The organism is Bosea sp. F3-2, assembly GCF_008253865.1.
Classification (GTDB): domain Bacteria; phylum Pseudomonadota; class Alphaproteobacteria; order Rhizobiales; family Beijerinckiaceae; genus Allobosea.
In genome coordinates this window covers 6,143,575-6,156,977 of sequence record NZ_CP042331.1, presented here as the reverse complement: position 1 = coordinate 6,156,977, position 13,403 = coordinate 6,143,575, and the positions used below count along the sequence as shown (strand labels likewise).

The 13,403-nt window shown below is 65.9% G+C and carries 12 protein-coding genes; all 12 read right to left on the bottom strand.

The features are described from left to right. Window positions 1–9: 9 nt before the first annotated feature. On the bottom strand, window positions 10–345 hold the full coding sequence (locus FQV39_RS28725; RefSeq protein WP_149133406.1) for a DUF2190 family protein: 336 nt from the start codon (window positions 343–345) through the stop codon (window positions 10–12). 99 nt (window positions 346–444) lie between these two features. Beyond that, on the bottom strand, window positions 445–2,469 hold the full coding sequence (locus FQV39_RS28720; protein ID WP_149133405.1) for a ClpP-like prohead protease/major capsid protein fusion protein: 2,025 nt from the start codon (window positions 2,467–2,469) through the stop codon (window positions 445–447). Further along, a complete protein-coding gene (locus FQV39_RS28715; protein WP_149133404.1) occupies window positions 2,466–3,950 on the bottom strand; it encodes a phage portal protein in 1,485 nt (494 codons plus the stop codon). Before FQV39_RS28715 ends, FQV39_RS28720 begins: the two co-directional genes overlap by 4 nt. 1 nt (window position 3,951) lies before the next feature. Continuing rightward, the gene (locus FQV39_RS28710) at window positions 3,952–4,167 is read right to left on the bottom strand and encodes a phage head-tail joining protein (protein WP_149133403.1); all 216 of its coding nucleotides are present in this window, start codon (window positions 4,165–4,167) and stop codon (window positions 3,952–3,954) included. A 4-nt stretch (window positions 4,168–4,171) separates the two neighbouring features. Next, window positions 4,172–6,172 (bottom strand): phage terminase large subunit family protein, encoded by a 2,001-nt coding sequence (locus FQV39_RS28705; RefSeq protein WP_149133402.1) that lies wholly within the window; start codon window positions 6,170–6,172, stop codon window positions 4,172–4,174. 2 nt (window positions 6,173–6,174) lie between these two features. After that, entirely contained in the window at window positions 6,175–6,786 is a 612-nt protein-coding gene (locus FQV39_RS28700) for a hypothetical protein (RefSeq protein WP_149133401.1), read from the bottom strand. Between the two features lie 253 nt (window positions 6,787–7,039). Continuing rightward, window positions 7,040–7,816 (bottom strand): hypothetical protein, encoded by a 777-nt coding sequence (locus tag FQV39_RS28695; protein ID WP_149133400.1) that lies wholly within the window; start codon window positions 7,814–7,816, stop codon window positions 7,040–7,042. A gap of 321 nt (window positions 7,817–8,137) precedes the next feature. Beyond that, on the bottom strand, window positions 8,138–9,883 hold the full coding sequence (locus FQV39_RS28690; RefSeq protein ID WP_149133399.1) for a DNA primase family protein: 1,746 nt from the start codon (window positions 9,881–9,883) through the stop codon (window positions 8,138–8,140). Beyond that, a complete protein-coding gene (locus tag FQV39_RS28685) occupies window positions 9,880–10,719 on the bottom strand; it encodes an HNH endonuclease (RefSeq protein ID WP_210251152.1) in 840 nt (279 codons plus the stop codon). The genes FQV39_RS28690 and FQV39_RS28685 overlap by 4 nt, the downstream gene beginning before the upstream one ends. Continuing rightward, window positions 10,716–10,979 (bottom strand): hypothetical protein, encoded by a 264-nt coding sequence (locus tag FQV39_RS28680; protein WP_149133398.1) that lies wholly within the window; start codon window positions 10,977–10,979, stop codon window positions 10,716–10,718. Before FQV39_RS28680 ends, FQV39_RS28685 begins: the two co-directional genes overlap by 4 nt. Then, window positions 10,976–12,034, bottom strand: coding sequence for a bifunctional DNA primase/polymerase (locus FQV39_RS28675; RefSeq protein ID WP_149133397.1), 1,059 nt, complete (start codon window positions 12,032–12,034; stop codon window positions 10,976–10,978). The genes FQV39_RS28680 and FQV39_RS28675 overlap by 4 nt, the downstream gene beginning before the upstream one ends. Next, a complete protein-coding gene (locus FQV39_RS28670; RefSeq protein ID WP_149133396.1) occupies window positions 12,031–13,398 on the bottom strand; it encodes a DNA-methyltransferase in 1,368 nt (455 codons plus the stop codon). Before FQV39_RS28670 ends, FQV39_RS28675 begins: the two co-directional genes overlap by 4 nt. Window positions 13,399–13,403: the final 5 nt, after the last annotated feature.

Here is a 13,403-nt window from a genome sequence, read left to right as displayed (position 1 = left end):
CGCAGGCCATCAGGCCACGATCCCGAAGATCACCTCGGCATCGGTATCGGTATTGATCCGATCGTTGCGTGCAGTTCCGATCAGGGTACTGCCGGCCGCCACATTGGTGACGACCCTGTTGGCGTTGTCCCAATAGAGCTTGGCGCCGACGAGCCAGTTGACGCCGGCCGCCTTCGGCAGGGACCAGACGCCGCGCACATGCAGCGGGAAGCCGATGCCGGCAGCGGCCGTGTTGCCGGCGACGCCGAACAGCGCGCCGATGAGATAGGCGAGGCCCGAGACGACGCCGCCGGCCGGCGCCGGCACGGTAACGGGGTCGGACGGAGCGATGTAGTTCTTGGCCATGACTGGCACTCCGAAGAAGAGGAAAGGGAAAGGCCTTTCCGTAACCCGCCACCCGGAGGCGGCGGGCTGGGCGAAAGGCCTTCGGATCGCCGGCGCCGATCAGGCGCCGTTGTTCTTGAACAGGCCGCGTGGATCGAGCACGGAGGCGCCGGCGTCGATGCGAACCTTCATCTTGGTGCCATCGACGTTCCAGTCGTTCTCCTGGTCGAGGAAGGGAGAGTCTACCCCATCCAGGAAGGAGACCTCGACCGTGTCCTGCGTCTTGTCCGCGGCGAAGTACCAGGCGATCGCCGAGGCATCGTCCAGCCAGTCGGAGAAGACCGGCTCGATGAAACCCTGCGCGCGGTTTTTGAGCGCCGGGTTCGCCTGGCCGAGCTCAGTCGACGAGTTGAGGAGCTGACGGACCGTCATCTCCTTCGCCACCGGGAACAGGCCGAACTTCGGCCGGATTCGGTAGCGCGTCTTGCCGTCGGTGCCGCCGACCTGCTTGGTCCGCATCCAGGTCGCGACCGCCTCGAAGGCATCCGCCGACGGAACGGCGTTGGCCGGGGCACCGCCACCGGCGCCGGAGAGGTTGAAGCGGCTGGCATGGAAGATCGCATTGCCGCCCATGAAGGGGCCGTTGGCGATGATCAGCGCATAGGGCAGGCTGTCGACAGTCGTGCGCGCCGCGATGCCCTGTTTGCGCGGAATATCGGAGAAGGCGTCGAGATCGTCGTTGATCACCATCTCGCGGGTCATCGCGAAGGCCTGGCCATAGGTGGCGAGCATGACGGTGACCTTGCTGTCCTGCAGGGTCGCATACTCGTAGGCCGAGCCTTCCGGCTTCTTCTTCAGCATCGGCAGCGGGCCGACGCCATAGCGGTTGGCGATCTTGAAGTCGGACAGCGAGCCCTTCTTCGTCCAGACCTGATAGGTCGTATCGGCCTGGTCCCAGCCGGCCAGCATCGACTTGTTGGCGACGGCCTCGAGGATGGTGCCGAAGTCGCCAGTCGAATGCATGCCGCCGGCAGCGAGGGGGCGGCCGATCATGGTGAAGGCGCGGCCGACCACCTGCAGGCGGTTGCCACTCGTCGGCAGGCCGGCGCGGACGAGTGCCTCCTCCGCCAGGCGCTCCAGGCGCATGCCGGTGAACTCATTGCGCTCGCCGCCCTCGATGCCGGCGCGCATCAGGATACCCTTGGTAGCACCCTCGACCAGCTTGTCGCGGGCATCGGCCGTGACGACGGCAGGCGTCCCGCCGGGCTTCGGCTTGTCGCGATTGCCAGCCTCGGCCTGGGCGTCGATCAGCGACGCCAGAGCGTCGGCCAGCGAGGCATTCTCGTCGACGATCTTGTTGAGATCGGCCAGCGGCAGCCCGGACTTCTCGGCAGACTTGTAGAAACTCGCCGTCCAGGCTTTGGCCGGGGGGTTGTCCTTGGGATCAGCGCCCTGTGCAGCGGCCGCCGGATCGGGGCGAACGGTCATGTTCGGCTCCTTGGGTTGAGCGGCGGTGGCCGCGGGGGAAGTGGGCTTAACGCGACGAGGCAGCCCGTCCGGGGCATGCGCGTAGACGCGGTAATCGAAGGATGCGGTGGAGAGCGCCGCGTCGGAGAGCACGGAGGTGGCGAGCTTGGCCTCGACAGCCTCCTCCGCCGTGAACCAAGTCTCGGCCAGCATCAGCTCCCGCATCTCGGCCTCAGGACGGCCGGAACGGTCGGCATAGACCCGGGCATACTGGCCGGAGAGCTTGTCGAGCATGCTGCGCGACTTCTCGTGATCCTCGGCCGTGCCCCAGGTGATGCCCGCGGCGTCGTGGATCATCATCATCGCGCCGGCGCGCATTTCGATCGCGTCGCCGGCCATCGCGATCAGAGAGGCCGCCGAGGCGGCGATGCCGTCGATCACGATCGCGACCTTGCCGCCGGTCAGCGCATGGGCACGTAGCAGCGAGTAAATCGCGACGCCGTCGAAGGCGATGCCGCCGCCGGAATTGACCCGGACGACGATGTCGCCGGCGCCGTGCAACGCCAGCGCCTGCGCGACATCGGAGGGAGTGAAGCCATCGCCCCATCCCCATGGATCACCGACATCGCCATAGAGCAGGATCTCGCCATCGACATAGAGCCGATCGAGTGCGGTCATTGCGGGGTGTCCTTGTCGGGAAGCGGACCGGTCACCGGCCGGCGACCATCCGAATCGAAGCTGTTGCCGACCATGTCGGCGCTGCGGTTCTCTTCAACGAATTCAGCCTCGACGGCCTCCGGGTCGTATCCGAGCGAGCGCAGCGTCTCTCGGCGCGTCATCAGGCCCGAGCGGATCATGTCCCTCATCATCGGGACCTCTTCCTTCGGGCTGATCAGTTCGCGCCGCGGCGGGGTGTGATCCAGTTCCGCCCGCGGCGGCCCGCCGAGCGGGACGGTCGCGGCCTCAAGGAACCATTGCCCGATCGGGTCGCAGAATTGCGGGATGACGGCCTGCCAGCGCCAGACCTCGACCACGCGCTGGAAGACGATGTATCCGCGCCGCGAGGACGCGAAGTTTTCCTGGCTGTCGTCGGAGGCGATCTCGTTGAACGGCACATCCAACGACGATGCGACCTTGCGCAGGTTCATCCGAATATAGTCCGGATAGCCCGTCACCTGCGGCGGGGTCGCGAATGTGATCTCGCTGCCCGGCGCCATCCGGTGGATCATGCCGGGCTCGAGGATGTCGACCGGCGTTCCCGCCTTGGTGGTCGCGGCCCCGGCCAGCGTCTGGCCAGCGTTCGTGTTCGTCTCGAAGCCGGCGAAGCAGGCCGCCACCTTCTGGCGGATCAGCTCGGCCTCTTCATAGTCCTTCATGTCCCAGAGGGTCATGATGCCTGGCGCAAGCCACGGCACGCCGCGCGTCTGACCGGGTCTGTCGATCCGGTAGAGATGGGCCACGTCAGCAGCCGGGATCAGCTTCGATTCTGCACTGCGCCCCGCCCGCGAGGCGTTGCCAGGGTGCTCTTCGAACAGCCAATAGCCGACGCGCCGACCGGCGGCGTCATAGCGAACGCCCTGGACATTGACGAAGTTTCCGTCCGGACCGTCCTTGCTGTCGTCGAGATAGTCGGCTTCGAGCAGGCGGACCTGCAGCGGCACCGTCAGCTTCAGGCTAGCCTTCGGCCGGTAGCGAACTGCCAGGACCTCGCCGTCACGAGCGAGCGTCCGTACCGCGGTGAACTGCAGACCGGCATAGTTTTGCCGGCCGTCATAGTCGATATCGGTCGTGTCGAGATGGCTCTTGATCAGAGCCTCGACCTTGCGCTTAACAAGGTCGCTCGACGCCTTCCTTACAGACGGCACGATGCCGGTCCCGACGACATTGGTCGGGATGACCGTCAGGCCGCGCCGGGCATAGGCGTTGTTCCGCTCCATGTCGCGCGACACGTCACGCAGACGGCGCAGAGACATCCGCGTTTCGACATCGGCCGAGGTCGAGCCGATCTTGCGACCCTGCGTGCGGTGACCTCGCGAGGCGCCGTCATACATCGCCTGGGCATTGCGCAGAGCCGAGAGGCGCAGCCGCGCCTCGGCCCGACGCGCCCCGGCCGCTGGCGAGATCGCTTCGATCGCCCTGTCGAGGAGATTGCGCTCCATCTCAGAGCCCCGAATTGTAGCCAGCGACCGTGCGTCGCGAGGACAAGGCACCCGATCCGGAGACTTCCTCCTCCATCGCGGCCAATGCCTTCAGCATGGCGTCGATGGTCTGGAACTCCTGCACGCGCCGGGTCTCCCCCGAGCCGAACTCGACCCGGCGCGCACCGGTCGCGATCGCCTTTTTCAGGCGGTCGATATCGGTCTGCGTCCAGGCCATGGGTTCAACGGAGCCAGTTGCGCCCGCGCCTGCCGATCCAGTCCCCTTGCACGGGTTCCGGATCGGCTTCAGGCGGCGGCAGGGGTTGCGGTGTTGCTTCGGGCGGCGTGAACAGGTCCCGCTTCGTCACCTCGACCGGCAGGCCACGGTGTCGCGCGAGCGCGGCCCATTCGTCCGCCGTCGAGGTCGACAGGCCGAGATATTCGGCGAGCGCCTTGTTGTAGACCCGGCAGTCGAGCAGGTGGTTATCCCGCCTGACCTTCCAGACCTTGCGGCTGCGGCCTCGGAGCTTCTCGTCGGAGAGATATTCCGCTGTGATCTGCTCGAAATAGGCCATATCGAGCCATGTGCCGAAGTGGCAATAGCCATCCGGATCACGTAGCGCGCCCGATTTCAGACCCTCCTTGCGGAGATCGTCATAGATCGAACCCTTCAACGACCAGGTTCCGACCGGCCAGAGCTTGCAGCCCTGCCTGATCTTGTGGCCGCCGAGATCGATGTCGACGAGCTTTGGCATGCCGATCGCCGGCAGGCTCCAGCCGTCGCGGCCGTCAAGCGCGAGCACGACATCCTTGCCCGTGTCGGGATGCAGACGCTGGTTCTGCCGCACCCACGAATAGACCACATGCGAGCGGTAGCCGGAATCTATGCCGAGCGCGTCGAGCGTGCGCTTACCGCCGAAGGCATCGTCGAATTCGCGCCCGAGCGTTGCCTTATGCAGCAGCCCGAAGGCCTCGCCGTCCGGAGACGATGTATCGCCATCGCAATAGCCTGCGTCGACCGTCCAGCTCTCGCCGTTCGGCGCCCAGGCCGTGACCTCGTACCAGATGCCGCGCATCTGCACGTCGGCAGCCGCGGTCAGCAGCAGGCCGGCGGGCGGCACGCGATAGCGCGGCAGGCCGTCCTCCCGCCGCTCGAAGAGCCGCACATGGTCGGGCGCGTCGCCCTTCATCTCGAAGGGCAGGCCGAGCGTCAGGTTGTAGAAGGTCTTCTGCTTGGCAATGTCGCTGCCAGCCTTGACAGCCCGCTCCGCGATCTTCGGCCAGGGCACGAAGGGCGAGGACATCGCGTTGAAATGATAGCCGGGCATCTTGCCCGGGCCGGGGTCGGTCGCCTTCCAGCGCCCGTTCCGTACCAGCTCGCGCTTCTCGTGCTCTTCGACGACAGAGCCGCAGCAGGGTGCGACGTAATAGGCCCGATACGGCCATTCGTCGGAATATCGGAAATTCGGGCCGAATTCGAAGACGAACTCGCTGCTTTCTCCCGATTCATCCCGGCAATGCGGGCATTTGACGAACCATTTGCGCTTGTCCGAGCCCTCCCAGTAGCGCTCGATATGCGAGCCGCCCTTGATGGTCGGGGTAGAGACGTAGATCCGTTTCCAGGAGCCGTCGGCCAGGAAGCTCTCCTGCCTCGCCTCGATCATGTCGAAGGGCGAACCCTGGCCGTCGAGATCCTCGGCATACTCGTCGATCTCGTCGCACCAGGCCTTACGGACCGACTTGGAGCGGAGATCGGCGGTGGACGAGGCTAGAGCCAGGGTCAGCGAGCAGGCGCCGTAGCGCTTCTCATAGGTGGTCGAGGCCTTGCCGGACCGCGCCGTCTGGGGCGCGACCTTTTTCGCGAGCGCATCCGAGTTTTCGATCGCGATCTGGAGCTTCTTCGAGTTGAAGTCCGTCAGCGCGCCGTCGGTCGGCTGCACAATCATCTGGTCGCACGGCTCGATATCGATCGTGTGCCCGATTCCGGCGATCATCAGAGTGGTGAAGCCGGTCTGAGCCGACTTCATCACGCAGAACTCGTTGACCGGGCTGTCGATGCTGGTGTGTGAAAGCGGCTCGGCCACGAAGGGCGTGAGATGCCGGCTCCATTTTTCCAGCTTCTTCGGTCCGTCCGGAACGGTGAGCTCGCGCTCTGCCCAGGTCGGCGGGTCGATCTGCTGCGGCGGGGCGATGGCTGCGATCAGGGCCTCGACGACGATCGTCAGAGCGTCGGGAAGCTGCATCGTCAGTCGTCCGGGGTCTCCTCCGGCGCCTCGCTCGGGTTCGGTTTCAGGTTCAGGGCTTGCGCCAGCTCCTTCGCGACGAGTTCACGCAGGTCGCGGGCTTTCGCCTTAAGCTCGGTACGCGCTCCCGTCGCGCCGCTCTGTGCTACCGCACTGGCGATATCGTCCGCCATGGTCGGAAGCTTTTCGATCGCGCGGGCGATAGCATCTCCTGCGGCCGCGATGGCATTGGATACGTCTGCGACTTGCAGGATCTTGCTCTGGCGCTCCTCGAGGTCGAGGCGGGCGCTCTCGGCCTTGTAGGCCATGTGACGCGCCTGCTCGGCGGTGTAGATCGGCGCTGCGTCGTCGCGCGGTTGCGGCGAAGTCGAAAGCCGTTTCGTCTCAGCGCCGGCTGCCTTGGCCAGGTCGGTGGTTTCACCGATGACGCGGTCGAAGGCGGCAAGGTTGACGAGGACGACCTTGCCCTTGCCGGGCTTGGTTGAAAGCTGGCCCTTCTGGATCAGCCCCTTCACCCGCTCCGAAACGGCCGCCTTGCTCAAGCCCTTCAGGCGGGCGAGCTCGCTGATGGACACCCACGCGGCATCCGGCGTGTTCGGGTCCATCTCGGCCATGTTCGGGGTGTTCGGTCAGATTTCGGAAGGTGCGGCTAGAAAAATCCCGCGCCGAATACTCGTCGCGGGGTGGGGTGGCCCGGGAAGGACCCGAGGCCGGGGGCCGGTCGGGCCGGGGTCGATGGGGGCGACGGGGTCACATGGCGCCCTCCTCCGACCGAGCCGGAAATGAATGCGCCCCGGCGCAGGAGCGTCGGGGCGGGTTCAGTTCCCTATTGGGATGCTCCGAACATGCCACAAGAGGGTGAGGCGGTCAAAGGCGTCGATTTGCCTTCCTGTTCAAGAGCTTAGCTGGGGTTGAATTACGCCCTAAATCACTCCTTCCAGCCTGAGAAGCGAGCACATTGCCTGTCGCTTCGCTATCCCATGGTGCTTCCGGGCTGGTCGGGCCGGTCACCTGATGCTTGAGCAACACCCCATCCAGCTCGACAGCGAGCAGGCCGAGCGCCGCATGCCAGGTCGCGTAGATCGCGCGCGCCAGCATGATCCCGGCCCGCTCGGCGCGCGCCGCTTCGTCCGGCCTGCCGCGCCGCGCCGGCATCGGCCCGCCATGATCCGGCCGCGTGCCGTTGCGGGCGTGCTCGATGACGAGCGCGGTCAGGAACGGGTCATGCAGGCGCGACCACGCATCCGCCGCGCCCTCCTCACCCGGACGCACCAGCCAGAGCCCGCTCGCCGCATCCTCGACGCGCCAGCCCTGCGCCGCGATCTCGCTGCGCTTCCACGCCTGCGGCTCGTCACCCTGCGCGCCCTCGATCAGCCAGGCCGACAGCGCCAGAACATGGTCATGCACGACGAGGAGATCGTCCGGCGTCGCGGCGGCCATGGACTGAAAGCCCAGCATCCGCGCCGCAGCGCCGGAATTGTCGATGATCGTGCCGAGCTGCAGGGCCTGCATCGCCCCGACCAGCGAGCCGGACGGCTTGAAGCGCGGCATCCCCAGCACCGCCGCCGGGGTCACCTTGTCGACGCGATACTGGGCATAGGCCCGGTGCAGCAGAGCTTCGATTCCGATGGTCTCTTTGGCCATGTCAGCGCCCTTGTTCCGCCAATGGAGGGTTGTGGAGGGTTGATGGAGGGTTTTTACAAACTATCCATCGGAAATAACGGTTCAAAATCAGATACTTGAGACATTGAATGGAGGGTATGGAGGGTTTGAAGGGCCTATACGCATTGAGAGAACTGAATTCCCCCGAACCCCGAAAGCTACGCATACGCTCGCGTAAACCCTCCATACCCTCCATCGCGCTTGCCAAGTCATTGAGGCAAAACCGGAAATCGCGATGGAGGGTTGGCAAAAACCCTCCATGAACCCTCCACGACCCTCCACGATATCGGCAAAAATGGAGGGTCATGGACCAGCGTACCCGTCGTCATCGGGGTTGCGGGGCCGCGGCGGACGCGCCGGGACATCGTGAAGCTCGATATCCACATAGACGTTGCCGGACGACGTCTCCTTGCGGGCGAAGCGCGAGGCCATCACTCGGCCGAACATCGTGTTGCTCTTCGGCTTCTTGCCGCTCGCCTCGCTCCAGGCGACATAGGCGTCATAGGCGAAGTTGGCGCGGATCTGCGCGTCAGCCTCCGGCTCGGCTTTCCTGATGCAGCGCTCGATGAAGAGCGAGATCGGGTCCATCTCGTCCCGGTATTCCTTGGCCGCGTCGACCATGGCCGGCGGGAAGTGCAGCCCCTCGCCGTCATAGAGCTCCATGCCCTCGATCAGCCAGTTGAGGATGCCGGGCGCCTCGGCGACGAGTTCGCTCACCACCTCCTCGAAATCGCGCTGCTCCGCCTCCGGGATCGTCACCTTCCACGGCACCACGGCCATGCGCCGCCAGATGCCGTTGTCGGAGCCGGAGATGCTCGGATAGCCGTTGCCGGAGAGATGCGCCTTGAACTGCGGCTGGAAGGAGAAATAGCCCTTGAACAGGGTGCGCACGTCCATCTTCTCGCCGCCAGTCAGGCGCTTCACCAGCGCTTCGCGCAAAGGCTCGCCCTGCGGCAATTCGGTGATGCGCAGGAAGCGGACGCCCGGCAGGCGCGCCAGATCGGGCGAGGCCGCGCCGGCCGCGCTCTGCGATTGGCCCGAAATCGATTCCGCAGGCAGTCCCTCGGAGAGCGGCCCGAGCACGCGCGACAGCACTTCGAGGAACACCGATTTGCCGTTGGCGCCGAGCCCGTAATGGAAGAACAGCCGCTGCACCGGAAGGCCGGTGAGGCCGAGCCCGCAATAGATCTGCACCGCCTTTGCAACGCCGGGAACCAGGTCTTCGGGTAGGAACTTCGCCACGAAGGCGCGCCATAGCGGACATTGCGCCTTCGGATCGTAATCCACCGGCACCATGCGCGTGACGCGGTCCTCGCGGCGCCAGCCTTCCGCTTCGAACACGGCGCGGCCGCGATGGCTGTTCTGGTAAGTTGCCGGGTCGTCTGGGTCCGGTACGGTCGGCTCGCGCAGGAATCGCAGCGTGCCATTGCTGACATAGACTAGCCGCTGCTCGGCATTCCATGCCTCCGGCTTCACCACGCAGAACGGCGCCGCGCAGGTCAGCATCGCATTCATGCGGGCGAGGTTCTTTGAGGTCACGCCGAAGGCGCGACGCTTTCCCTGCCGCTTTTCCAGAGCCAGGATCGCCGCGGCCTTGGCCTTGAGGTTTTCCTCGGTCGGCTCGCGGCTGGCCTTGCGGATGGCGGCGCTCTCGCCAGGCGTGGGGTTGAGGTACTCCGCCTCCAGCCCGATCAGCCCGCCGATGGTCTGGGCAATGGCGAGCGCCTGCTTGGCGCCGTCGCTCTGGTCCCAGACCTTGCCGCCGGTCCAGACCACCCAATTGGCCTTGTCCGAGCCCTCCTCGAGCATATTGGCGAGATCCTGCCCACGATGCCGCAGCAGGCGCTTGCCATTGTCGGTGTCGGAATGGTCGAGCCGGGCACACCATTCGACATCGGCCAGCGAGACATCGCCGACCGGCATATCGGAAGGGCCGTCGCTATCGTCCTCTCCATCAAACGGGGTTGCGGGGCCGGCTTCGGCCTCAGCCCCGGTGATGAGCGCGCGCAGGCTCTCGGCCGAGAGGTCTTCGGAGGGAAGATCAGTCATGGCTGCGCTTTGGCTCGGAGTGCATGTTCAAGCCGAGCAACCGCCATGATGGTCGGTTTCAGCTCTGAGGGCGCGGCATCGAACGCGATCCGCTTTTTGAAGCGCCCGCCATTGAGACGCGGCAGCACACCACGAGGAATCGCCTGCCAATTTGCCGGATCGGTGTTGGTCTTGTCGCCGTCAAGGCACTTGAGACAGTGACTCTCCGGCAGGGGGCCGTTGACCTGCTCCCATAGGTAACGGTGCTTCAGAACGGGGCGCGTGGCAGCTCCGGTCCAAGGGTTCGTCTCCTCGACGATCATAACGACATAGCCGTCTTTCTCGTCGATCCGCTCGTGTCCAGCGCCACGATAAGTGTGCGGCCGGGCACCCTTTTGAAATTGAGTGCGCCGCGCATTTGGGTGCCGGCCTCCAGTCCCAGGCGCGCAGCGCTTGCCCTTATTGTATGACGGCTGGCCCGGCTCGAACCGACCGGTCCGGCCAGTTTGCCAACCTTCGCGTTTCCGCAAGCCGAGGATTTGCGCAGCCGTGACGTCCTGCCGCGCGAAACGCTCGCAGAACGCGCCGTGATACTCGGCCAGCGGCAGCGTGCAGTTGGCCCTCAGCCAATCGATCTCGGCAGGGCTATAAAGCCGGCGCCGGCCGACATAGCGCCCCCCAGCACGGCCGACTTTCCACCCTTTGCGCTTCCGCAAGGCATGCAGATGCGTGGCAGCAACATCGCTGCGATCGAAGGCAGAGCAGAAAGCGCGATGGTAGTCGCTGATGACCATAGTGCGATTGGCTTCCAGCCACGCCATTTCATCGTCGGAATACGCGATGCGGCCGCCCCTCACGACGACTTCCCTTCGATGACAGGTGCCGCAGCAACGCCCGGCGCGGGCAGGTAGGGGACGGGGTCCGCGCCACCCTCAAAGGCGATCTTCGCGGCCTGTATCTGGAGCGCAGCGTTGCGGATGATCGTATCGGCGACCTGCACAATCGCCTCGCCGCGCTTGGCCTCCTGATCGATCTGCTCCGCGGTCAGTTCCTCGTCGGAGAGCCGCTCCAGTTGAGCGAAGAGATGATTGTTGAGATCAGACAGGCGATTTTTCACGATGACCTCCCCGGCCCGAGCTGCTCGGGCGAAAATGCCGGCACGCGATCGGCGGAAAGCCCGCTCGCGATCGTGCCGCGGATCTTATGTTCGTTCGGCGAGACGCCGGCCGGCAGGTTCGCCAGCAGCAGGGCCTCGGCCTGGCCCTTGTCGAGATGACCGGAGCGGGTGAAACGCGAGAGCGAGACGGCCGCCTCGAAGACGCGCTGGTTGCGCTCGCCTTCCGGAGCTGTGCGCGCATCCTGCAGCGCGGCGTCGATTGCCCTCTCGATATAGGCCTTCACCCGTCGATCGCCGTCGATCGCGCAAGGCTGGCGGCCAGCGGGCGAGCGAGCAGCGCGCCGCAGCGCCCGCTCGGCATCGGTCAGGAATTCGCCGGTGATGACGCCGCGCAGGCGCCTGGGCAGGGCCGGCAGGCGCGAGATCTGCGGCAAGAGCCACTCATAGCGCTTGCCATCCGCCATCACCGAAGGAGGCGCGATGACATAGCCACCCTCGCCGCGCACATCGACATGGGCGAGCTCGGCAGGGCATTCGCCGTCGCGCAGGAAGCGCGTGAACAGGTTCGCCTTGTTGCCGATCAGCCCGGTGTTGGGCTTGCCCAGCCGCGTCAGGTTCTCGGCAACCTCGGCGAAGGTGGCCTCATCCGGCCACGCAAAATAGAGGTGCAAGCCCCCCGATTGTGTGCGCGCGATCACCGGCTCGACCACTTCGCCGGTCTCCGGGTCGGTCTCGCGCAGATGACCGCAGAACCGCGTCAGCGCGGCCAGCATCGCCTTGGTCGAATGCTCACGCGGGTCGAGATCGACGACAACGCATTGCGTCCGCAGCCCGGTCGGGAAGCCGATCAAGGCCGAGGGCCAGCGCTTCCACCAGCCGCGGATCACCCCCTCGTCGACGCTGGCCAGCCAATGCCCGCCATCATGCGCGCAGGGCTTGCTTTCGCCCGGCAGATGCGGCGCCTTCGAGCCGGCCGACTTGTCCGTCGTCGCCTTGCAGGGAAACACTGGGCAGCCGCGAGCGGCATAGACCAGAGCGTGCTCGAGCGTGCTCATTCCGCCGCCTCGGCAAACAAGCCGCCCAACGGCGCCTCCTCGCGCGCTCGCGCCTTCACACTCGCGACCTTGCGCGTCGTCGGCCCGGCCAGAGCCAACTCCATGCGGCGCGCGATATCAGCCTGAAACGCCTCCTCTCGCTCGACGAGCACGGCCCGAAAGCCCTCGCGAAACGCCGCCTCGCCCGTGGTGCCAGTGCCGGCGAACGGATCGAGCACAGTTCCGCCTGGCGGCGTCACCAGCCGGCAGAGCCACTGCATCAGATCGACGGGCTTGACCGTCGGGTGCTTCGAGCCGATGCGGTCATTGGCATCGGCCTTGGCGCTGTAGAAGAAGCGCGCGGCCGAGCCAGAATCACCGCGCGGAACGGCACCACCAGCCCGCGACGGCATGTCGCCATAGACATTGGCGAAGGGCGACGACGGCTCATCGCCGGTAACAACACCCTGCTGTCCTGCCGCGTCCGGGAACGCGGAAACGACCTCGTCGCTGCCATCATGGACGATGTTCGCTGGCCAGCGGCCGGGCTTCATCTCTCCTTGATAGAGCGGCCCGTCGCCCTCCGGCTTCCAGGTGCCGCCTTCCTTGTCGAGCGTCGCCCCAGGCTTGAATCGCTTGATCGTATAAGCGCCGCCCTGGGCGTCATCAGCATGGACGCGGCAGCCATCAATATTCAGCGCGCCGGTACCATGCGCGAGCACAGTCTCCGCTACCGTACCGGAGAGCAGCTTCCGTGCCAGCACGATCGGTTCCCAGGCCGGCTTGCAGGCCGTGCCCCACCCTTCCCACTGCCGAGCGGCCGCGGTGATGTTCCGTTCGAAGCCGGGGCGGCTCCCATCATGTGCGGCATCCAGCAGCGCCCCGCCGCTAATGTCATTACTCAAGCGCTCGACGCCGACGACCGGACGCTCGGCGCCGAGATGCTTGTCGATCGCCTTCGACACGTCGTGCGACTTCGGGAACCCCGAGCCATAGATCCACGCCAGCTGGTCGCGAATCTCGAACCCCGCATCCTCGATGGCGCAGACCATGCGGTGATAGGTGCGCGTGCCCGAGAACGCGACGACATGGCCGCCGGGCTTGAGCACGCGCAGCACCTCGGCCCAGAACGCGGGCGAAAAAGCTGTCTCGCCGGTGTCCCATTGCTGGCCCATGAAGCCTGCCGAGGCGCGGCTGTAGACATCGCCATCGCGGGTCGGCGCGGCGCCCGGCTTGCCGAAGCGCTTGCCGATCGAGACCAGCGCATAGGGCGGATCAGTCACCACGGAATCGATCGAGGCATCGGCGAGCCCGCGCAGCACCTCGCGGCAATCGCCGGGATGCAGCACGACACGACCGTCGAGGAAGGCGCGGGCTTCGCTCATGCCGC

Excerpts from the sequence above, each read along its gene's own strand:
- FQV39_RS28715 (WP_149133404.1), bottom strand. The coding sequence starts at position 3,950 with ATGGAGCGCAATCTCCTCGACAGGGCGATCGAAGCGATCTCGCCAGCG.
- FQV39_RS28705 (WP_149133402.1), bottom strand. The coding sequence starts at position 6,172 with ATGCAGCTTCCCGACGCTCTGACGATCGTCGTCGAGGCCCTGATCGCA.
- FQV39_RS28725 (WP_149133406.1), bottom strand. The coding sequence starts at position 345 with ATGGCCAAGAACTACATCGCTCCGTCCGACCCCGTTACCGTGCCGGCG.
- FQV39_RS28675 (WP_149133397.1), bottom strand. The coding sequence starts at position 12,034 with ATGAGCACGCTCGAGCACGCTCTGGTCTATGCCGCTCGCGGCTGCCCA.
- FQV39_RS28700 (WP_149133401.1), bottom strand. The coding sequence starts at position 6,786 with ATGGCCGAGATGGACCCGAACACGCCGGATGCCGCGTGGGTGTCCATC.
- FQV39_RS28690 (WP_149133399.1), bottom strand. The coding sequence starts at position 9,883 with ATGACTGATCTTCCCTCCGAAGACCTCTCGGCCGAGAGCCTGCGCGCG.
- FQV39_RS28670 (WP_149133396.1), bottom strand. The coding sequence starts at position 13,398 with ATGAGCGAAGCCCGCGCCTTCCTCGACGGTCGTGTCGTGCTGCATCCC.
- FQV39_RS28695 (WP_149133400.1), bottom strand. The coding sequence starts at position 7,816 with ATGGCCAAAGAGACCATCGGAATCGAAGCTCTGCTGCACCGGGCCTAT.
- FQV39_RS28710 (WP_149133403.1), bottom strand. The coding sequence starts at position 4,167 with ATGGCCTGGACGCAGACCGATATCGACCGCCTGAAAAAGGCGATCGCG.
- FQV39_RS28720 (WP_149133405.1), bottom strand. The coding sequence starts at position 2,469 with ATGACCGCACTCGATCGGCTCTATGTCGATGGCGAGATCCTGCTCTAT.